Genomic DNA, 21,431 nt, shown 5'->3' with positions numbered 1-21,431 from the left:
GTATATGAGATGCTTATTCCCCCTTATTTGCTTGTACAATCCGGAAACCAAATAACTATATTTACTCTTTTTTGCTAGCTTCCATGATAGGAACGGACCAGTCTACATTAGTATACATTCGATTGTTTATCGTGCGTACTAATTGAAGCTGCTCGGGAATTTGTGTAAGGCCTTCGGCACGGAATTGGAAATATTTCTTTTGATTATTTGACTGAGACTCGATAAATTCAATATAACCATCTTTCCATCCTCCCCCTTTGGTAGTAAAAGCTCCTTGTTCAGTGAGTTTGTACTCCTTGCCATCTAGTGTCTTAAATATCCATTCACTATTTAAAAACTCATTTCTCAATCTTCCTCTAAAATGTAATACACCTTCCTTCGCTGATACATTGTTATCGGGAGATGACTCCACTGTAAAATCATTTAACATCAGTTCATCCCCGTCAAATACAAAGGGAATCGGCTGTTCTTTCAACTTGGCAGGCTCAAATTGCACACTAGAACCATCCTTCTCTGGGATGAAATATCCATCCAATACGAAAGTATAAGGCGTATCCTGAGGTAAATATTTAAACGTATAGCTCCAGTGCATAAGTCCCTTTGTTGCCCCGGGAAGGTTAGAGTAGGACATCACGCTATTCTTATTAGGAAACTTTCTAGCATTAACACTGTGAATCTCTTCGCCTGCTGTATCCTCAAAATGGAATTTCAAGCCCTGTTGCTTCCATAGTTCGCCAGGAGAACGGGTCAATGCCTCTTCACTCAATTGCGTATCAAACTCAAAACGAACACCTTGCACCATATGAGTTAATTTTTTCAAGGTCACAGTTAAACCGTCCGGGGAGGTGTAGCTACCCGTTAGTGGCATGGTGGTTGTTTGTTTATTCGCTTCTGTCATATCCATAGAAAAATTGAAATTCCAATCGCCTTTAAGAGTAGGGATGTTCTTGCGTTCACTTCCCAATTCAGTAATATGACCTTCGACCGTAATTCGATCAGTTTGCAGAGGTTCAGTGAAATTAGCGATCAAATAGTAAAAGTCACTGGTAAATCCTATATCGTATAACTCCCCAACAACCTTCCCTTGATCATCCTTAATCGCAATACTGTTCCCATCATTAAGGACCAAGCGTTTTTTATCATGCTTTCCATCCGGTCCAAACAGCTGTAACGCAACAATTACCCGTGTAGGATCTGCCACTGCTTCATCTATTTTGATTGTGTAGCCCTTATCCTTCACCTTAATATTAGGATGCTCTACCAACCCAAATTCTTGTGCTCGTAGAAGGCCAATGTCCATGTTGTTTTTTACAAAAAGAGAACGTAAAGTCTCTGCCAGTGTAGGAACGGAATATAAGATCACGGCACTTAGCACAACCAGTAACAACGCCGCACCCATAAATAATCTCAGCAACTTATTGCGCTTCGGATGCTTACGATTCCTTTGTGTTGGAGTAAATTCCTCAAGCTCTACTTGTTCCAAAGAAGCCATTACTTGAGCAGTAAATGAATCTGGTAAGCGCTCTTCATACATAGCCTGCGACCATTCTGCTTGTTCTTCAAGCTCTGCTTCGTAGATCATATTACATTGCGTACAAGTTGCCATATGTTCAGCTACGGCTTGATCTCGAAAGATAGATTTGCTTAAAATATATTCTTCGATCTCATAGGAATTTAAGCACCTCATCGGTCTTCACCTCCTGGAGTGTAATTAGCTGCTTCAAACGCTGTTTAGCCCGGTATAAATCATTTTGAATCTTGCTTAATGGAACATCTAGAACCATACACATTTCTTCATAGCTTAAATCATTGGTATAACGAAGCAGTAAAGCCGTACGATAATTAGACGGGAGCTTCTGCATCAGGTGAAGCAGCTCTGTGCGATGCTCCGATCGCATTAATTCTTCTTCTGGATTATCCGAAAGAGAATATTCGGCATTGTCGTCCGGCAAACTCGCTGTCGGTCGGTCTTTTTTCCACGAATCCTTCAGTAAATTAGTCGCGATAGCATATAGCCACGCCGCAAAATTCTTATCCAAATCATGTGAAGCCAGCTTACGGTAAGCTTTAATAAACGTCTCCTGCGTTATGTCTTGTGCATCTTGATGATTGGCTCCCATTCCTCGCAAAAGCCCATAAATTTTATTCTTATATCGATTTACAAGATACGAATAGTCTTCTTTATGTCCATCGAGAACATTTTGGATCCATAGCCTCTCATCCTCTTTTTCAACTTTCGGTACATGTCCCTTCACCCTGAAGCCTCCTTGAAGCACGATACTATATAGACGATCCCTATTAAAAAAACTCTCACTTTATACAAAAAAAAGTAGATCTTCAAATAAAACGAAGACCTACTGTGTAATCTACCGATTACGTTTTAGAACAAAATACAACAATCGATCCATTTCTAAAGCCATAGAATCACTGAAGCGCTAAAGAAACCACTTTACTCCAATAAATTAACTCTTCATCCCTGCCATATGCCCCGATACATTGAAAGCCTAAAGGCATGTTATTTATAGAGGCAGCTGGAATACTCACCGCAGGCGCTCCAGCATATGACCAAATGGCCGTCATTCCGGTCCATCCGGTTCGTGTTCCCCACAGCGGAGCTGTTCCTGCCTGAGCCGGCGAAACCCACAGATCAATCCCCTGTGACTTCTGCACATCTAATAGATCGTTTCTGAGCTTGATTTGTCCGCTACGATATCCTTCCAGTTCTTCCTCAGTGATGGTTCGTCCAGATAAAATAGCCTGCCGTACGGTATCCTCATAAAGATCTTTATAAATATCAAATAGTGAATGATGGACTTGCGCCATTTCTCCGTGAACAAACCGCACCATGGCATCTCCGTAGATAAAGCTATCTTCCCACGGCATTGCAACTGTTTTTATGCTGAACCCTGCTTCCTCAAGCTTCTTAAGCTGCTTCTGAAAGGTTATCTTGGTGTCATTCTCTAATAATGTCATGTATACACCTTCGGGTATCCCTAGCACAGGTTTACGAGCTTCTTTAAAAGGTCTCCATTCCGTTACAAGCTCTGCGGCGAGAAAGTCCATACCCTCCATATCCTGAGTGAAAAATCCAAACGTATCAAAAGATGGCGACATCAATCGGACACCATCTATAGGGATACGCGCATAACTAGGTTTAAAGCCGACCACTCCGCAAAATGAAGCAGGTGCCATAACAGAACGCAAGGTTTGTGTACCTATTGCAAATGGACAGATGCCCGCGGCAACCGCAGCAGCAGAGCCTGCACTAGAGCCGCCAGGCGTATGATCCAGCTGATGAGGATTACGGGTCGTGATAGGTCCGGCATAAGCAAATTCCTCCGTCACTGTTTTGCCGGTGAACCAAACCCCTTTTTGCCGAAGCTTTTGAATAAAACTGCCCTCAGACTTCGTCAAAGCTTGTGGGGGAAGGTTCGACCCTGCACAGGTAGGCAACCCGTCTAAGTGAATTAAATCTTTGATTCCAACAGGTATTCCATATAGCGATGGTTTAGGAAATTCCGAATACTTCTCTCTTACCCTAGCCACTTCATTTTTTATTCTATCTGCTCGGTTCTCCTCTGGCACAAAAGCACGCACGTGTGGTTCTACCTTATCGTAAAGATCTAAATATTGTGTAAGATATCTATCCATGGTCACATCTGAGGTCTTATTGCCCTGAGCAAACTGAGCTAACGAAGATTTATTAATGTACATGTCTGATTGGAGCCCTCCTTTATATTCACTTAAACCAGGAAGCCATTTGAAGACGATTGTATTAATTTGGAACAACTTTATGTTACTAGTTAACCTTATCTATGACTATACTTTAGTTCTCTATTTCTATTTTCATCCACAATATTGATTACACGATCCACCCACCCTTGATAAAATTGCTCCTCATGAGAAACTAGAATCACTGTACCTTTAAATTGGATTAAAGCATTCTGTAAAGCATCTTTTGTTTCGGCATCTAAGTGATTAGTGGGCTCATCTAAGATTAAGAAATTACATGCTGTAAGTAATAAAAGACACAGCTTAACTTTGGATTGTTCGCCACCGCTGAGTGTACAGATAGGCTGTGTAACGTGACTATCTTTTACAACACATAATGCTAAATGACGACGTATTTCCTTAATAGTCAATTTTGGATAAAACGATGCGACGATTTCAATAGGTGTCATGTTATCGCTTTCCCAAATTAAATCTTGCTCGTAGTAACCAAGAGAGACTTGTTCCGCAAAGCGGAATGCCCCGTCAACACTGGGGATTTGACCAACTAATGTTTTCAGCAATGTTGATTTTCCGATGCCGTTAAAGCCTGTTATGACTATCTTTTGTCCTCCTCGAATGGAAAATGTTAATTTTGGCAGCAGCGGCTTATCGTAACCAACCACAAGATGGTCTACTCTAAGCGCAACTTGTGCAGTAACAGGAAGCTCTTGAAAACGGATAGATGCTTTAGTGACAAACGTCGGTGCAGCGATTCTCTCCATACGATCCAGCTGCTTCTGACGGCCACGGGCAATTCTAGAATTAACACCAGCACCATTTTTCCGGATATATTGCTCAGTGGCTTCAATTTTTTTCTGCTGTGCATGGTACTGCCGGATATGGCTTTCGCGAAAATGCTCCTTCTGTCTCAAAAAATCAGCATATTTGCCATGATATTTTTTAATCGTTTCCCCTTCAATATCGCAAATGCTTGTTGATATTTTATCGAGAAAAGTGTAGTTATGAGAGACCACAATGAAGGCTTGATCGAACGCTATCAGATATTCAGCAAGCCAGTTAATATGCGTGGTGTCGAGATAATTGGTGGGCTCGTCGAGCAATAACACATCAGGTTGTTCAAGCAACAGCTTTGCCAATATAACTTTGGTTCGCTGCCCCCCACTAAGCTGATCAATAGGACGGTCCATCCCCATTGCATTTAGTCCTAGCCCCGTAACCACTTTACTGATATTGCTCTCGATAGAATAATAGTCGAGCGCCTCAAGTCGTTCCTGAAGGTCTGCTGCCTTCTGCAAAAGCACTTCATTGCCAGAAACAGCACATTCCGCATAAAGTGCATTCATCTTTTCTTCCATTTCGTATAATTCAGTGAACGCTCTCCTTAAATAACTTTGAACGGTACTTGACCCATCAATAACCGCGTATTGATCAAGATGACCTATTTTGATATTGGGCTGCCATTTAATCGTTCCACCATCAGGAATCACCTCGCCCGTCAGAATACCAATCAATGTGCTTTTCCCTGTTCCATTCTGACCCACTACACCTACATGCTCCCCTTTGTAGACTTCCAAAAAAACCTGTTTATACAGCACTTTATCTCCAAAAGCATGTGATACATTAGAAACCTCAAGTAAACTCATTTGCTTTCCTCTTTTCTATAATTGTTTTTAAGCACAAAAAAAGCAGAAGACACCGCGCCCTTGGGCGCAAGCCTTCTGCTTATTAGTGCACGAATAGACGGCACAAATAGATAATTGTCAGTTTGGAAACTGAACATTATAAACACAAAAGGCTGTAGACGAAAATTGTCTACAGCCTCTTAATCATTAACATCGGAAGATGGCGTAATCAAATAAGCATGAATAATCACACTAAAATGACCTAGCTAGCTTTCGATGATATAAAAAGCGATTCGCTTTTTGATTAAGCTCCGGACAACGTTTCATCGTTTGTATCCGATTGTTCGGAGCAGCTTCTGGTATATAATTTTTCAGTTTCCACATGAATCATGTTGAACCATCCCTTCGTTTGGCTACATTTTAAATCGTGTATCCGCACTTGTCAACCACCATCCGAGAGGTGCTGTTATTTTTTGCGGGCGCGTTTGACCGTACCGATCCTAGTCCCTTGAGGAATAGTAATGAACTGGCTCTTCGATACACCAATAAGCTGTGAAGTATAAATACTACTATGTCCGGAGAATAAATAACTCACCACACAAGCGATAAACATGTATATGGCTCCTTCCGAACCAAACAGCTCGATCCCCATTAAGAAGCAAGCGATAGGCGTGCTAGTAGCTCCACAGAAGACAGCAATAAAACCGAGGGCAGCTAAAAAGGGTCCATACACATGTAATATTCCAGCCAAGGCATTTCCTAGTGTGGCACCAATCGTAAATAACGGAGTAACCTCACCACCCTGAAATCCTGTTCCTAAGGTAAAGGCGGTAAAGATCAGCTTCCATAAAAAAGCGAACGGCGAGACATCTCCCTCAAAAGAATCCTTGATTAACGGAATTCCGAGGCCTAAGTAATCACGAGACCCTACAAGGAATACTAAGGCAATGATAATTAATCCACCTACGGCACCTTTTATCATTGGATTGCTTATCCTGGCGGTGAAGATTCTTTTCAGAAAATGAGTCAGTTCACTGAAAAGCATACTCACGAGACCAAAAATTACAGAGGCCAATACCACTTTTAGAATAATCATTAAACTTAAAGCTGGAAATTCATTCACTACATAGTGTGTATGATGAACACCCCACAATCGAGTGGTGACCAGATCACCAACAAAGCTAGCCACAAAACATGGAAGTAATGCCTGTTGGCTAATAAGTCCAATGGTTACTACCTCTAGACCAAATAAGGTTCCAGCCAGCGGTGTTCCGAAAATAGAACCAAAGCCTGCACTGATCCCGCACATTAACAGTATCTTACGATCCAGAGGACTGATTTTAATCAGCTTTCCGAACCATTCCGCAAGGCTTCCGCCCATTTGAACAGCTGTCCCTTCACGCCCAGCGGATCCACCAAATAAGTGGGTTACTAATGTTCCGAACAACACCAATGGAGCCATTCGCAAAGGTATAGTCTCTTGGCCGTCCTGAATTTGTTCTATAATAAGGTTATTTCCTTTAGCGCTGTTTTTTCCGTAACGCATATATAGGAAACTAACAAATACTCCCCCAAGAGGCAACAAATAAAGTAGCCCTGGATGCTCTAAACGTACATCTGTTACGTAATCCAAGCTTTTTAGAAAAAAAGCAGAGGCGGTGCCGGATAAAATACCAACTACACTGCCGAGCACAATCCATTTGATAAATGTACTCCAAAGAGCAAAATAACTTCGCTTCTTAGTGATTTCAAACCATCGGGTAGACCATGGATTCATCTCGACAGCTCCTAAGGACAAAATAAATTAGTCTCAACAATAAAACAGACTCCTACCAGGGAAGCTCACACTGGTAGGAGTCATTAGTCTCAGAGAGACAGTTACGGCGAACTCCATCGCCCTTTATAAAACTTAAATTATTCTTCTTCTGAATCTACGTTATGATACACTTGTTGAACATCTTCCAGGTCTTCCAAAGCATCAATCAATTTCTCGAATTGAGCTTGAGCATCTTCTGGGAGTGCCACATAGTTTTGTGGAAGCATATTTAACTCAGCTACAGTGAATTCAGTGATGCCTGCATTCTTGAATACTTCTTGCACTGCATTGAACTGATCAGGTTCTGCATAAACAATAACTGCATCATCCTCTTCCAGCACATCGCGTACATCAAGTTCTGCATCAAACATCATTTCAATTACTTCATCAGCAGTTTTACCTTCCACACCTATAACGGCCGTAGAGTCAAACATGTAAGCTACTGATCCGCTGACACCCATATTTCCGCCATTCTTACTGAAGGTTGAACGGATCAATGGAGCTGTCCGATTAACGTTATTTGTGAGCGCATCAACGATGATCATTGAACCGCTAGGTCCAAATCCTTCATAACGAAGCTCTTCATAATTTTCTTCAGCGCTACCTTTAGCCTTATCAAGCGCACGGTCAATGATCGCTTTTGGTACATTGTAAGTTTTTGCACGTTCTAATACAACTTTCAGGGCCCGGTTCGCTTCTGGATCGGGTTCACCCTTCTTTGCTGCTACATAAATCTCAACACCAAACTTTGCATAAACACGACTTGTGTTTGCGTCTTTGGAAGCTTTCTTTTCTTTAATATTATTCCACTTACGACCCATATTGTTCCCGCTCTCTTTCAACATGAATTAAAAACAATTGTTACTTATTATACCCTTCTTCGATAGCTCTAGTAAAGTGCAGTAGTAGGTTAATCCTCTAAGCTGTCACAATACAGATAGAAAGAGGCCCCTGATTCAATCAGGAGCCTGCTAATTTTTTATAGATTACTGCCAAATTTCATCTGCAATCTCTTTAATAAACTGCAGTTTATCCCATTGCTGTTGATCTGTCAGATGGTTTCCTTCTTCCGTAGAGGCAAAACCACATTGTGGGCTCAGGCACAACTGATTGATATCCACATATTGCGAAGCTTCTTTAATCCGTCCAATGATTTCTTCTTTATTCTCAAGCTCACCTGACTTCGAACTGAACAAACCTAAAACTACTTGTTGATCTTTAATAAATCTAAGGGGTGCAAAGTCTCCGGCCCGATCCGTATCGAACTCCAGATAGAAACCATCTACATCCACCGTTCCAAACAACACTTCTGCGATAGGCTCGTATCCGCCGGATGCTGCCCAAGTGGACGCGTAGTTCCCACGGCATACATGCATCGTGATAACCATATCTGCTGGATGATCTTTAATCGCTTCGTTATTTACAAATGCGTATAACTTAGCGATTTCGTTAACATCTACACCCTCTTTTTGACGTGCTTCCCAATATCCTTTATCACAGAGCATACCCCATGTGCAGTCGTCCAATTGCAGATTACGGCAACCTGCCTCATAGAAATCACGAATAACTTCACGATAAGCTGCAGCAATATCAGCCACTAATTCATACTGGTTGTCGTAAACAGCTACAGTAGTCTTTTGGTTGCGCTGAAGTTCAGCAAGGAACTGCGCTGGCGAAGGAATCGTTTGGCGCGCTACTACATCATTTCCCGCTATGCTAACCAATTGTCTGTAGTCAGCGATCATCGGATGGTTAGTCCCACGGATTTTACCGGATAATTCTGCAGTTTCCGCTCTGGTCTCTACACCATTAAACAGGTAGCCCACTGGGCTGACTTTCTTTGTTACCCCTTCAAGGCCCCACATAAAATCTAAATGCCACCAGGAGCGGCGGAACTCTCCATCCGTTACACCTTTTAATCCAACCGCTTTTTGTTTTTTCACAACTCTGGCAATCTCTGTATCTTCAACCTTGCGCAATTCATCAGCGGAGATTTCATTATTTTGATATTGGACACGAGCTCTCTTAATCGTTTCCGGACGTAAGAAGCTGCCAACGATATCTACTCTGAATGGCACTTCAGTTCTTTGTTTTCCTTTTTGGATGGTACTCATAGGGGTTCGTCCTCCTTCATTGTCTGTGCTTTTCTGTTGAATTCACTATAGCACTGTACAATCAGGACAGGGTAACTCCTAAAAACTATGGCCTACCATAAGCTTACGCTATAGCAGGCCACCAAATTAGCTTATTTAATTATAACCAGACCTCTCGGGCGGTTTCGATCACAAGGCGTATTTTATCCCACTGCTCTTCTTCAGTTAGAATATTTCCTTCCTCCGTAGAAGCAAATCCACACTGAGGGCTTAGGCACAGCTTCTCAATATCTACATATTGCGCGGCTTCTTCGATTCTTGCCTTAAGCTGCTCTTTACTCTCCAGACCCCCATGTTTGGTTGTCACTAATCCCAACACTACAAATTGGTCTTTAATAAATCGTAAGGGCTCGAAATCGCCAGCTCGTTCATTATCATATTCCAAGAAAAAGGCATCAACTTTTGTATTGGAAAAAAGCACCTCGGCAACAGGCTCATAACCGCCAGCAGCGAACCAAGTGGAGCGAAAATTACCTCGGCAAACGTGCAGCGCGATGGTCATATCATGCGGACGATTCGCAATACTCTCATTGATCAGCCTAACGTAATCCTTTGCTAACTGATCGGGATCTGTACCTCTACTGCGTAAATGGGCGCGATGTCGGCCACTGCTCAGCGTTCCCCAAGTTGTGTCGTCTAACTGAAGATAACGGCAGCCTGCATCGTAAAAGGCTTGAATCGCAGTTTGGTAAACCGCGATGATATCTTGAAATAGAGTTTCCTTATCAGGGTAAACTTCATTTCCATTAAACTCCTCCACAAAGTGAAATAGGGCAGGTGAAGGGATCGTCATTTTGGGTAACCGGTCTCCCGCCATTTCCTTGAGCTTTATAAATTGCTGTAGCATGGGATGATCTTCAAAGGAAATCCGGTCAACAATTCGGAATGATTCTGCACGCTGAACCGTTTCCGCTCTTCCATTCCCTTGATTTAAGTTAATCTTTTCAGTTCCTTTAATTCCGACAAAGAAATCAAGATGCCACCAGGAACGGCGAAATTCACCATCTGTTACTGCTAATAATCCTACTTCCTTTTCTAATTCCAGTAGTTTAGCAATCTCAATATTCTCTATTTCATAAAGCTCACTACCTGTGATTTCACCATTCTCATATTGGAGGCGGGCTGCTTTAATCTCTTCCGTACGCAAGAAGCTGCCGACGATATCATAGCGAAAGGGTGGAGCATTTCTCTGGGTGCCAGTTACGGGTCTAATCATACCGATCCTCCTACAGCTATAGTAAAAAATGATTTAGATCAAAATAACTTCCGGAAACCAAGTCATTTAAGATTTCTATATACTTGGATGCCATCACACTAGGTCTACGATCTTTATGCGCAATCCAACCAACCGTGAATACTTCATTACTCTCAAATGGAATCGTCTTCAGTCCATTACCGTTCAGATCGGATGCCATGATTCCTGTACCCACTGTATAACCGTCCGTGCCCATTAATAAATTGGTCAAGGTTGCCCGGTCATTCACTTTAATATTCTTCTCAATCTGAGAAAAACTTAACATTTCCTCCGAGAAGTGAAGTGAATTGTTCTCACCCTGTTCAAAAGTAATATACGGAAAAGGTAAAATATCGTCCTGCGAGATCCTTTCCTTCTGGGCAAGCGGATGTCCAGTTCTAACATAAAGATGTGGGTCAGTATTAAAGAGTGGCGTGAATTTCAGATTACCGTCACTGAACAGCTTATTCATATGCTTATAGTTGCTCTCGTTAATATAAAGAATCCCCAAATCGCTACGGAGAGTACGCACATCTTCGATGATGTCGTAGGTTTGCGTCTCTCTCAAGCTGAAGTTGTACTCTGAGACATCACTTTGCTTCATGAGACTCACAAAAGCATCTACCACAAAAGCATAATGCTGAGTCGAAATGGAAAAATAGATTGGGCTACGCTTTTTCCCAGTATAACGATTCTCCATAAGCTCTGTTTGTTCAATGATTTGACGGGCATATCCGAGAAATTCCATTCCTTCTACAGAAATGCTGATTCCACGGTTCGTCCTTTCAAAGATGGTAATCCCAAGTTCATTTTCAAGCTCTTTAATAGCGTTGGACAGGCTCGGTTGAGAAACAAAGAGTTTCTTTGCCGCCTCATTCATGGAGCCACTATTTGCAATTTCGATAGCGTAGCGGAGCTGCTGCAACGTCACTCCTATTCCCCCTGTTCCAGACCTATTCGTACTACATTCTGTTTCATACTAGCTGATATCGTAGCATAAATACACATCTCATTCCAAGATAATCCTTATTATGTGCCCAATAACGCCTACTTATTGTGTTCTCTTTTTCCCAGCATCAATCTTGGCAGGGTCTAGTCCTTTCCAGATATTTGGCATATCAACCTGTTCTGGATGCTCAAAAACTAAAAAAGCTGTAGGCAAATACCGCTCACCATATTGGGATGAGGGTTTATTCATAATCTCATTATCTTTTACTAGTACCGTAGAAGATCCACCATCCAGATTAGCCGCTATCACAGCTCCATGCTTAAGCAAAATCTGCTGCACATCATAGAGATTTGCTCCAATACTATAAGTAGGCTGTCGTCCGTCAATTACCACAAAAATAATAGCGCCATCTGCCCGCTGACCCATTGCTGTTCTAGGTGCAATCCCCCAACCTTCCGCTGCATTCTTAATCAATCCTTTGCCATTGACGATTAGCCGCGGACTAAAAGTAACTGCCTCCTGAACCCCCATTTTACTAATCTCATCTAGCGTATAATTCCCGGCAACCATTTTTCCTTGTTTATCAAGACCAACAATCTGTGTAGATTTTTTACCGCCAAGACCGTTGTAATATAACTTACCTTGTGAGACTACAATTCCTATGGGTTTAAACCCGTTACCTTTCCAGTTCGGATCAGCGAACCCACCACCGTTAACTCCAGCGATAGCGCCTGTACGCTTCACCATACTGGTTACTTTTTCACCTGAACCAATCTTATTAGGTATTCCTAGTCGGACTTTGGTTGGATCATTAACAATCATTACATATCCGGTATAGCCACTGCCTGAGACATTCTCAATCTCGACAAGCGGCTTCTCTACCACCTCAGGTTCGGGAGCGATCGTATGTGTATCTATTTCGTCCCCCATCTCTTCAAAACGGGCGGTATATTCGGTTACCCGTTCCTTCAGTTGATCTTCACCTATAATATATTTAGCCATATAGCGATGTTGTGTTGTAATTAGCGTATCTGCGATTGTATAACGTAAGTTCTGAGCCGAGGGTGCAAAATAAAGCCATCCACCAGCAGCGATCATTAAGAATAAGCAGAATAAAAAAACTTTGGATAAGGTGCGAAAAAAACTTCGTTTCTTCCGCTTTTTTATTGGTTTCTTTACAGGTTTCTTATTGCGTGCATTGGAACGTTGAGGTAATGATGAAGTGCTCACTTCTGAGTATTCCTCCCTAAATATTACTAATTTGATAATATGTACAACTCGTCCTTATCATAGACGATGATTTTCGTTAAAAGTTTCTGTTTGAGAAATAGTCAGCATTCAAAAACAAAAAACGAGCAGGTTTCCAATATCTTGGCTACCTGCTCATCTAAAGCTAAACAAAATCTAATGTCTTCCTACTCCACCGCCGCTGCTAGCGCTACCGCCGCCGCCTGATGAGCCACCACCGCCGGAATAACCGCCACCACCTGATGAGCCTCTATCATCATCATCTGAGTAGCTGCGGCTGGATGAGCTTGAAGAATGTCTTCCTGCTCCTCCACCACTGCTGGAACCTCCACCACCATGGTTCTCGTTGCTTGAGGAATACCGTCCTGCACCGCCACCGTTAGTAGAGCCTCCGCCACCACTGTTTCCCCAGAAACTTGATTGCGAATTGTTTGTATTCCTATGGTGGTGATGATAATAACGTCTGTGCCAGCGTCTGCCATAACCGTAATCCGCTTGACCATGCCAAGGACCATAACGGCGTATATTCCTTTGGCTATATGGATTAAATGGCAAACCATACATTTCTATATATCTATTGCGTCGTGAAGCAGTAAATCCAAATAAGATAAGCGAACCCAAAATCGCTGAGAAAATTAGAAAAGCCTTGCTTTTACTAACCGCCTCACCTCCACTTGTAGCTGTAGTAGAGGAAGTACCAGAATTCGTTGTAGTTCCAGGATTAACATTGTTTCCGTTGTTTCCAGTGACTCCTTGCGGATGATCCGCTCTAGCTAACAAGAAACTGTAGAACGAATTAACTGTCGTTGTAGCTCCCGTACCGTAATCTTTTTTCACAAATTGGGGTTCAAGCACGGTATTTAAAATATTACTAATAGCCTCATTGGTTAAAACCTTGTCGATATCCTTGCCTTGTAGAACATGATAGTTGTCTCCGCCTATGTCCAATACCAGCATAACATCCTTAGGACCCGCACCTACCGAAGCAAACTTCATATAGGTATAGTCCTGCAATGTTTTATCTCCAGCATTTTTTACGGTGACCACATAAATTCCACTTCCGGTTGTTGTTTTATATCTGTTGCTGGAATCGTTCAGATAGTCTTTAGTTACTTTTTTGAGCACACCCGCATTATCGGATACGTAATTTTTGGTGCCAACATTTTCTGCCCAAGTGCCGCCCATAGCTTGAATAAAAGCTCCATACGTCTTCCTAGCACCATTACTGTATGTTTTAGCTGCGAAATCCGGCTCAAGATATTGTGAAAGAATCTCTTTAATCTTACTGTTAGGCAATGATTCCTCTATACCTTTACCTTGTACCGCCCAATAATCATCATCTTTTATAGAAAGGAGCAGCAGCAGACCGTTATTTTTATCCGCAGCCCCCACACCCCAGCTATTGAAAAGCGATTTTGCATACTCTTCCATCGAAACCCCTTCAGTAGAATCGACAGTTACAAGCACAACTTGAGCTCCAGTAGCCTGATGTAATCGAATACCGTAGTTCACCATGTAATTCTCTGCTTTCTCGTCAATCACATTCGCAAAATCATTCACATAAAATGACCCTGTATGCTTAGGTACAGCAGTTTTGGCTAAACTTACGGCCGGCAAAAGCAATACACTTAACAATAAGGCAGCAAGTGTGGTATGTAGCAGTATTTTTAGAGTTCTCGTGTTCATATGTACCTCCTGATCTATCATTATCTCTCTTATTTATCGGTTACGCGCGGTTAGCGGAATAGTTCCATTTTATTCTAAACTGGAAATTACACAACAGGAAAAAACGGTTAGAGTTTGTGAGGCGGGTGATTTGAGGCGTGCAAGTCGCTTTAGGGGCAATCATCGTGTTGTGTTGATGGATCAAACTCAAGAGCATTGGAGTTTTGGAATCGCTGGATAACATACTTTTCACTGATGGATCGGACTCAGGAGACGTTATTTTGTTGATTCGAGCGTTTGCGGCAGGCTATCGGACTCAGTTGCAGCTATTTACTTAAAACCACACCACTTATCCGCAAATGTTGGTCAATAAGTGCTATACAGTCCGATAACGCAGCAAAATGAGCTGAAAAGGCGAAATAGCTGCAATACGGTCCGTAACACACTGAACTTCCTTGGCTACTGAGTAAAATGGGGTTTTGGAATCCCTCTTAAACTTCTTAGTTGCTTGAGGTACATTGGAGTTTTGGAATCGCTGGATAACATACTTTTCGCCGATTATCGGACTCAGGAGACATTATTCTGTTTATTTGAGCGTTTGGGGTAGTATATCGGACTCAGTTGCAGCTATTTACTCAAAACCACACCACTTATCCGCAAATGTTGGCCAATAAGTGCTATACAGTCCGATAACGCAGCAAAATGAGATTAAATGGCGAAATAGCTGCAATATGGTCCGTAACACACTGAACTTCCTTGGCTACTATACAAAATGGGAGATTTGGAATCCCCCTTGAACTTCTTAGCTACGTGTAATAATGGGAGATTTGAATCCCCCTTAAACTTCTTAGTTACTTGAGATACCCGTTATCTGGAGATATACAGCCAATACTCCAACAACAAAAAGGCTCAGCCTATAGCTGAACCTTTTGCTTGCTTTTTAAAGCCAATTCCTTGGATCTAGCGCTCATGTTCCGTTAAAAATCAAACAGCGTAGTGGTTAAGTAACGTTCACCGGTATCCGGCAGAATCACCACGATGGTCTTGTCCTTATTCTCAGGACGCTTAGCGATTTGTGTAGCTGCGTAAACAGCTGCTCCGGAGGAGATACCCACCAGCAATCCTTCTGTTCTCGCAAGTGCACGTGATACGCTATAGGCATCATCATTTTTCACCTGAAAAATCTCATCCACCACTTCATTATCGTAATTCTCCGGAATAAAGTTTGCTCCAATGCCCTGAATCCCATGTCCCTTAGGACGGCCTCCTGATAAAACAGGAGAGTCAAACGGCTCGATGGCGACAATTTGGACTGCGGGGTTCTTTTCTTTCAACGCTTTCCCAACACCCGAGATAGTGCCTCCAGAACCAACACCCGCTATGAAAATATCAACATCTCCATCGGTATCCCGCCAAATCTCCTCTGCTGTAGTCGTTCTGTGTATTTCCGGGTTCGCAGGATTGCTGAATTGTTGGGGAATAAATGAATTTGGAATTTCCGCAGCTAATTGTTCTGCCTTTCTTACAGCTCCGCTCATTCCTTCAGTTCCCGGTGTTAACACAAGCTCAGCACCTAATGCCAGCATTAATTTACGGCGTTCAATACTAAATGTATCTGGTAGGACGATGATCAGTGAATACCCTAAGCTAGCAGCTGCAAAAGCAAGTCCTATCCCAGTGTTTCCACTAGTAGGCTCAATAATGACAGAATCTTTATTGATGAGACCTCTCTCTTCCGCATCTTTGATCATTGCATATCCAATACGATCTTTAACACTACCTGCAGGATTAAAAGATTCCAGCTTGGCAAGAACCCTTGCTTCTACGTTTTGGGTTTTACTATACCTTGAAATCTCTAATAACGGTGTATTTCCGATCAGATCGGTTAAGCTCTTATAAATATTAGCCATAATGATCCGCACCTCATTTCTTAATTTCCAATCAAATTACTCTGTATTAAGTCTAGCAGGATTTAAAGGATTTACAACCTATTCATTCTTAGTAGTCGCAAACTTGAGGCCTTTAATTCGTACTACGTCTAACCGAAACACTTGACTCTCGCACGATTAATCGCGGATCAAGCTGCACCCTTTGATACTCCCCGGTAATATTATCCTGAATACGTTGCAAAAGAAGCTGTGTGGCTAATCGTGCCACTTCATTCCCCATGATGGAAACTGAACTAATCTGAGGCGTTGTGATAGTTGTCCATGCGTTATTATCTACCCCAACCACCGCCACATCTTCTGGAACACGTACGCCTAATTCTTTAAACCGATTCACAATACCTATGGCCACCATGTCATTCACTGCATAAATAGCGTCTGGCATATGCGTCAGGCTGTAGAAATAGTCAGCGGCTTGTAGTCCAGTTTGCAAGGAAAAGTCTTCGCCAAAATAAACAAGCGAAATATCCACTTGATTTAAAGCTTGCTGATAAGCAAGATAACGATCTTCAATAAGATCTTTTTGTGCCCCTGCATATGCAATCCTAGTACGACCGATATTGATTAAATGCTCCATCACTAATTGTCCTTCAAAACGTGACAAACTAACGATGTCAGCTTTCACATTTTCTGTGATTCTTTTCCCGTAGTTAATGATAGAGACCGGAACACTCGATTTATTAATTAACTCTACCATGGTCTTTGGATAAGCAAGAGGCATGATAATGAGTCCATCTACATGTAATTTTTTGACCTCACGGATTGTTTCGAGCTCAGTCCGCGGGTTGCCAGAAGTATTAATCTGGATTACCCGATAGCTATGTTGTTTGGCGGCTTGCTCTACGGACCAGGCGATATCCGGAATAATTGCGTTGCGAATGTCAGGAACGGCCAGAGCAATTTGCTTCGTTTGGCGGATTTTGAGGCTTTGCGCAGAGGTATTTGGAGTGAAACCCATCTCCTCAATCACTTGCAGTACCAGCGCCTTGGTCTTGGAACTAATTCCCTCTGAATTATTAATGGCTCTTGAGACAGTAGCAATACCTACCCCCGCCCGTTTCGCTACATCCTCTATGGTTACTTTGTTTTTATTAGCCACTCTGATAGTCCCCTTATTTCCGGAATCGTTTTCGTATTTATCTCTATTCCACTCATCTAAAGTCAAAATTCCAATGTATAGATTATAACATAATAGTACATAGAAGAATACTTATCTCAACGACTAATGTGAGCCTAAAGGCTTGATATAACTCTGTTTTAGTGAAATTTTTCACTAATTTTCAATATTAATATTTTCATTATTTAAATTTGACAATATGAAAATTATGTGACATATTTGTTCTCGGAAACGTTTCCTCTTTTCCAGAAATAAAACACTATTTATTATCAATTATTAATCTAGGAGATGAATGATATGCAAGCATTAAGATGGCATAACGTCAAAGATCTACGGTTAGAAACGATTGAAGAACCAGCAGCCCTTGAAGGGAAAGTGAAAATCAAAATCGAATGGTGCGGAATTTGTGGCAGCGATCTTCACGAATATGTAGCCGGTCCTATTTTCATTCCCCAAGGAACAGATCATCCCCTTACTGGTGAAAAAGCTCCAGTCGTAATGGGACATGAATTCTCTGGACAAATCGTAGAAGTAGGTCAAGGCGTTAGCAAGTTTAATGTTGGTGATCGCGTCGTCGTAGAGCCTGTTTTTGCATGTGGTGAATGTGTGGCTTGTCGACAAGGTAAATATAATCTTTGTGAAAAAATGGGCTTCCTAGGTTTGGCTGGTGGTGGCGGTGGATTCTCAGAATACGTCGCAGCAGACCAACATATGGTGCACAAAATTCCAGACAGCTTATCCTATGAACAAGGTGCTCTGGTGGAACCTTCTGCCGTTGCTCTACACGCTGTTCGTTCCAGTCAACTGAAGGTTGGAGATAAAGCTGTAGTATTCGGTGCTGGCCCAATCGGTTTGCTGGTCATTGAAGCTTTGAAAGCATCCGGCGCAGCTGAAATCTATGTGGTAGAACTTTCCGAGGAACGTAAGAGTAAAGCTAAGGAACTTGGTGGTATTGTAATCGATCCTAAACAATATGATGTGGTCGAAGAAATTCAAAAACGTACCGATGGTGGCGTAGATGTTGCGTTTGAAGTGACAGGTGTACCTCCCGTTCTAACCCAAGCCATTAATTCCACTAAATTGAGTGGACAAATCATGATCGTTAGTATTTTCGAAAAAGATGCTACGATTACTCCAAACAATATCGTACTTAAAGAACGCAACTTAACTGGTATCATTGGTTACCGTGATGTTTTCCCCGCTGTAATTAGCTTGATGGAACAAGGGTACTTCCCTGCTGAAAAACTTGTTACTAAGAGAATTAAACTGAATGAAGTGATTGATCACGGGTTTGAGGCTCTTTTGAAAGAAAAAAATCAAGTAAAAATCCTTGTAAGTCCTAAACAATAACCATAAGCAGCCTATTGGCTGAATCATAAAAGAAGGCGCTGCTCCAAGCAGCTCTTTCTAGAATTTGTAGCGGTCTCTGTTATTAAAAAAAACCAGGCAGCGATTCTCCGGGATTGGAGTATCACTGCCTGGTGTTTTTGATCTGTGGGGGGTGTTTAAGCAAATTTATGGGCAAATCCTTATACGCTCTGGCTTAACTCGCTTAATCATCCGCTGATCCACCAAAGTATATTCATCCTCACTAAGCAGGAGTTGCAAGTCTGATGCCTTGAAGAAATCCTTTCAGACAGAACGTAGCTTCCGGTGCATTCCCTCTTGTTATAATTCTAGCACCTAATTTAAAGGATTCGAATGAGATAATGGAGAGTGATATAGGGTAAATGTGAAATAACTGTATTCTGTACACTTATTCCGTGTGCAAAAGTAACTATTCTTGTTTTAATTGTATTCTGTACAATTAAAACCCTGAAAATCCACCTATAAGAAATTAAATGAGGAATATAGATGTACTAAATACAGTTATATCTATACCCCGACCAATTAAGGAATTATAGTTGTACAAAATACAATTAAACGCTCACTCTGCTTTAACAAATTGCTTCCGTCACCACTATGATTCATCAATTATAGATGAAGTGTAGCTCCCTATGGAACGGCCCCTAGCCCGTTTGTTTGCTTCATCTATACTTATGCGTATTTATCATTTATCAAATAATGCAGATTCTCTTTTACAGCAGGCCATTCGGTATCCAATATGCTAAAGACCACATTATCATGAATCGATCCGTCAGACTTGATTCTATGCTTACGCAGAACCCCTTCTTTAACCGCCCCTATTCGTTCTACTGCTCTTTGTGACCTCAAGTTGTTCGCGACCACTGTAAATTCTACGCGGATCAGCTTTAGTTCTTCAAAACAATAGTGTAGCAGCAGCGACTTGCCTTCTGTGTTCACACTAGTTCTCCAATAGTCTGGTGAGATCCAGGTACATCCAATTTCAGCGTTACGATGAACCAAATCCGGATGCATAATACGAGTGGTTCCGATAATTCGCTCCGTTGCTTTATCAATGATAGTAAAGGTAATTTGTGAACCGTTCTTTTGATTCGCTAAAGCTGTTGAGATTAATCCTTGCACCTGCTCGTCCGACGTTATTTTTCGCCAGGTAAATTCCCAGATGTCTGGATTTCTTAACACTCTCGCCAATCCTTCTGCAAGACTTTCATCTATTGGAACCAGCTTAATCGATTTCCCGTCAAGTATTTGAGTATTCATAACACTCATTTGGTGCACCGTTCTCTCAATGAAATATGCTGAATGATATCTGCAATTTCTTCCACACGAAAGGCGATATGGTCTGCTCCGGCTTGTTCAAGCTCTTCCTTGGGACCATAACCAAAAGTCACTCCAATGGATTCAACACTACAGCCAATAGCACCGATGATATCATGCTTACGATCTCCTATCATTACCGCTTCCTCTGGATGTATGTCATTCTCATCAAGCACGTACTGAATAACCTCTTGCTTCTTAGAACGGGTACCGTCCAGATTACTTCCTCCGATATGTTTGAAATAATGATCGAGCTTATAATGCTCAAGAATCTGTGCTGCAAAAACAGTCGGTTTGGAGGTTGCTACATACAATGAGTATCCATTCGTCTTAAGTCCCTCCAGCAATTGGGGTATACCTTCAATCACCATATTCTCAAATAATCCCGTGGCACTGTAACGCTCCCGGTAAAAAGCAACCGCTTGAAGCGCTTGTTCCTCAGTGAAATGGTGCAGCTCGATAAAAGAATCATATAACGGAGGACCTATGTAAGGAAGAAGCTCATCCAAATGCTCGATCTGTATATCAAATTTGTTCAAAGCGTATTCTACGCTTTTGGTGATGCCTTCTTTGGGGTCTGTTAAAGTACCATCTAAATCAAATAAAATGTTTTGTAATCCTCTTCCCACGGTTGTCTTGCTCCCCTCGACTGTTATTATTGCATATATTTATCATACCTTCGTTTCCACATACTTTCCACATACTTCTCGAATACGATAAGTAACTGAAGCTATTACATATTATCGGAGGAGTATCTTATGAACATGACGCATTACATGTCTTTGCTAGCGGACAACCAGCCTTGGAATTTGATTATATTCATGGCCATCCCCGTGATTTTTGCTGAGACGATTACCATTACAGAGTTTATTATTTTGTTCACCAAGAATCTAACAGGCCCACTACGATCCTTCAACAAAGTCTGCAGCATACTCGCAGGGATATATTTCACAGGTGTATTCCTCTACTTGTTCCCGACTGCGTTTATTCCTTTGTCTGTGAATGGGGAATGGCACACATGGGTTGATATCGTAGCCGTGGGCTTCTATTTAAGCGGAGTACTCTTCTTATTGCCACTGGCTTTGTTAGATCTTGGTCTGATTGCCCGTAAACGATCGGAAGAGCACAAGATGAAGCTGCATTTTCTGCTTATTAGTGGATTCTTGGTCGTGGCGCATATCGCGATGATATTTGGGATGATTAATCCGGAAATTGTAGGGAGTATGGGTGGAATGGGCGATATGATGCATTAAAGTTTATTAACAAA

17 protein-coding genes and 1 riboswitch are annotated in these 21,431 nt (G+C 41.9%); of the genes, 2 read left to right on the top strand and 15 right to left on the bottom strand.

What is annotated here, in order from left to right; genetic code table 11:
* Positions 1 to 61 precede the first annotated feature (61 nt).
* From NST40_RS14295 to NST40_RS14235, 13 genes are all read right to left on the bottom strand, one after another.
* A complete protein-coding gene (locus tag NST40_RS14295; protein WP_076276454.1) occupies positions 62 to 1,687 on the bottom strand; it encodes a DUF4179 domain-containing protein in 1,626 nt (541 codons plus the stop codon).
* Complete coding sequence (locus tag NST40_RS14290; RefSeq protein WP_076276453.1) at positions 1,665 to 2,255, bottom strand: sigma-70 family RNA polymerase sigma factor; 591 nt, start codon at positions 2,253 to 2,255, stop codon at positions 1,665 to 1,667. Before NST40_RS14290 ends, NST40_RS14295 begins: the two co-directional genes overlap by 23 nt.
* Positions 2,256 to 2,424: 169 nt before the next feature.
* Complete coding sequence (locus NST40_RS14285; protein ID WP_076276452.1) at positions 2,425 to 3,714, bottom strand: amidase; 1,290 nt, start codon at positions 3,712 to 3,714, stop codon at positions 2,425 to 2,427.
* Between the two features lie 95 nt (positions 3,715 to 3,809).
* The gene (locus tag NST40_RS14280) at positions 3,810 to 5,375 is read right to left on the bottom strand and encodes an ABC-F family ATP-binding cassette domain-containing protein (protein WP_076276451.1); all 1,566 of its coding nucleotides are present in this window, start codon (positions 5,373 to 5,375) and stop codon (positions 3,810 to 3,812) included.
* A gap of 445 nt (positions 5,376 to 5,820) precedes the next feature.
* Complete coding sequence (locus NST40_RS14275; protein WP_076276450.1) at positions 5,821 to 7,131, bottom strand: voltage-gated chloride channel family protein; 1,311 nt, start codon at positions 7,129 to 7,131, stop codon at positions 5,821 to 5,823.
* A 67-nt stretch (positions 7,132 to 7,198) separates the two neighbouring features.
* A riboswitch (Fluoride riboswitch) is annotated at positions 7,199 to 7,261 on the bottom strand.
* A 7-nt stretch (positions 7,262 to 7,268) separates the two neighbouring features.
* Entirely contained in the window at positions 7,269 to 7,991 is a 723-nt protein-coding gene (locus NST40_RS14270) for a YebC/PmpR family DNA-binding transcriptional regulator (RefSeq protein WP_036678376.1), read from the bottom strand.
* A gap of 165 nt (positions 7,992 to 8,156) precedes the next feature.
* Entirely contained in the window at positions 8,157 to 9,284 is a 1,128-nt protein-coding gene (locus tag NST40_RS14265; RefSeq protein WP_076276449.1) for a 5-methyltetrahydropteroyltriglutamate--homocysteine S-methyltransferase, read from the bottom strand.
* A 139-nt stretch (positions 9,285 to 9,423) separates the two neighbouring features.
* Positions 9,424 to 10,539 (bottom strand): 5-methyltetrahydropteroyltriglutamate--homocysteine S-methyltransferase, encoded by a 1,116-nt coding sequence (locus tag NST40_RS14260; RefSeq protein WP_076184511.1) that lies wholly within the window; start codon positions 10,537 to 10,539, stop codon positions 9,424 to 9,426.
* A gap of 16 nt (positions 10,540 to 10,555) precedes the next feature.
* Entirely contained in the window at positions 10,556 to 11,488 is a 933-nt protein-coding gene (locus tag NST40_RS14255) for a LysR family transcriptional regulator (protein WP_076105621.1), read from the bottom strand.
* Between the two features lie 120 nt (positions 11,489 to 11,608).
* A complete protein-coding gene (locus NST40_RS14250) occupies positions 11,609 to 12,736 on the bottom strand; it encodes a phosphodiester glycosidase family protein (RefSeq protein WP_076184510.1) in 1,128 nt (375 codons plus the stop codon).
* 174 nt (positions 12,737 to 12,910) lie between these two features.
* Complete coding sequence (locus NST40_RS14245; RefSeq protein WP_076276448.1) at positions 12,911 to 14,440, bottom strand: TPM domain-containing protein; 1,530 nt, start codon at positions 14,438 to 14,440, stop codon at positions 12,911 to 12,913.
* A 956-nt stretch (positions 14,441 to 15,396) separates the two neighbouring features.
* Entirely contained in the window at positions 15,397 to 16,329 is a 933-nt protein-coding gene (gene cysK, locus NST40_RS14240; protein ID WP_342410810.1) for a cysteine synthase A, read from the bottom strand.
* A 112-nt stretch (positions 16,330 to 16,441) separates the two neighbouring features.
* A complete protein-coding gene (locus NST40_RS14235) occupies positions 16,442 to 17,464 on the bottom strand; it encodes a LacI family DNA-binding transcriptional regulator (protein ID WP_076194230.1) in 1,023 nt (340 codons plus the stop codon).
* Positions 17,465 to 17,779: 315 nt separating this feature from the next.
* Between NST40_RS14235 and NST40_RS14230 the strand changes: the two genes are divergently transcribed.
* The gene (locus NST40_RS14230) at positions 17,780 to 18,832 is read left to right on the top strand and encodes a 2,3-butanediol dehydrogenase (protein ID WP_339248640.1); all 1,053 of its coding nucleotides are present in this window, start codon (positions 17,780 to 17,782) and stop codon (positions 18,830 to 18,832) included.
* 687 nt (positions 18,833 to 19,519) lie between these two features.
* Here the strand turns inward: NST40_RS14230 and NST40_RS14225 are convergent.
* On the bottom strand, positions 19,520 to 20,116 hold the full coding sequence (locus tag NST40_RS14225; RefSeq protein WP_076275680.1) for a GNAT family N-acetyltransferase: 597 nt from the start codon (positions 20,114 to 20,116) through the stop codon (positions 19,520 to 19,522).
* Positions 20,113 to 20,793: an HAD family hydrolase gene (locus NST40_RS14220; RefSeq protein ID WP_076219101.1), complete on the bottom strand. Its 681-nt coding sequence runs from the start codon at positions 20,791 to 20,793 to the stop codon at positions 20,113 to 20,115. The genes NST40_RS14225 and NST40_RS14220 overlap by 4 nt, the downstream gene beginning before the upstream one ends.
* Before the next feature lie 129 nt (positions 20,794 to 20,922).
* Here NST40_RS14220 and NST40_RS14215 point away from each other — a divergent pair, with 129 nt between their 5' ends.
* The gene (locus tag NST40_RS14215; RefSeq protein ID WP_076129365.1) at positions 20,923 to 21,417 is read left to right on the top strand and encodes a DUF6803 family protein; all 495 of its coding nucleotides are present in this window, start codon (positions 20,923 to 20,925) and stop codon (positions 21,415 to 21,417) included.
* The last annotated feature ends 14 nt before the right edge of the window (positions 21,418 to 21,431 follow it).

The sequence above is a fragment of the Paenibacillus sp. FSL R10-2778 genome, assembly GCF_038593035.1.
Lineage (GTDB): Bacteria > Bacillota > Bacilli > Paenibacillales > Paenibacillaceae > Paenibacillus_AQ > Paenibacillus_AQ odorifer.
The sequence above is the reverse complement of the archived record's forward strand: the minus strand, read 5'-3'. Positions and strand labels throughout refer to the sequence as shown.

What these genes read in the sequence shown, in the direction of transcription:
- NST40_RS14295 (WP_076276454.1), bottom strand. Translation starts at nt 1,687, where the DNA reads ATGAGGTGCTTAAATTCCTATGAGATCGAAGAATATATTTTAAGCAAA.
- NST40_RS14285 (WP_076276452.1), bottom strand. Translation starts at nt 3,714, where the DNA reads ATGTACATTAATAAATCTTCGTTAGCTCAGTTTGCTCAGGGCAATAAG.
- NST40_RS14280 (WP_076276451.1), bottom strand. Translation starts at nt 5,375, where the DNA reads ATGAGTTTACTTGAGGTTTCTAATGTATCACATGCTTTTGGAGATAAA.
- NST40_RS14275 (WP_076276450.1), bottom strand. Translation starts at nt 7,131, where the DNA reads ATGAATCCATGGTCTACCCGATGGTTTGAAATCACTAAGAAGCGAAGT.
- NST40_RS14270 (WP_036678376.1), bottom strand. Translation starts at nt 7,991, where the DNA reads ATGGGTCGTAAGTGGAATAATATTAAAGAAAAGAAAGCTTCCAAAGAC.
- NST40_RS14265 (WP_076276449.1), bottom strand. Translation starts at nt 9,284, where the DNA reads ATGAGTACCATCCAAAAAGGAAAACAAAGAACTGAAGTGCCATTCAGA.
- NST40_RS14260 (WP_076184511.1), bottom strand. Translation starts at nt 10,539, where the DNA reads ATGATTAGACCCGTAACTGGCACCCAGAGAAATGCTCCACCCTTTCGC.
- NST40_RS14245 (WP_076276448.1), bottom strand. Translation starts at nt 14,440, where the DNA reads ATGAACACGAGAACTCTAAAAATACTGCTACATACCACACTTGCTGCC.
- cysK (WP_342410810.1), bottom strand. Translation starts at nt 16,329, where the DNA reads ATGGCTAATATTTATAAGAGCTTAACCGATCTGATCGGAAATACACCG.
- NST40_RS14230 (WP_339248640.1), top strand. Translation starts at nt 17,780, where the DNA reads ATGCAAGCATTAAGATGGCATAACGTCAAAGATCTACGGTTAGAAACG.
- NST40_RS14225 (WP_076275680.1), bottom strand. Translation starts at nt 20,116, where the DNA reads ATGAGTGTTATGAATACTCAAATACTTGACGGGAAATCGATTAAGCTG.
- NST40_RS14215 (WP_076129365.1), top strand. Translation starts at nt 20,923, where the DNA reads ATGAACATGACGCATTACATGTCTTTGCTAGCGGACAACCAGCCTTGG.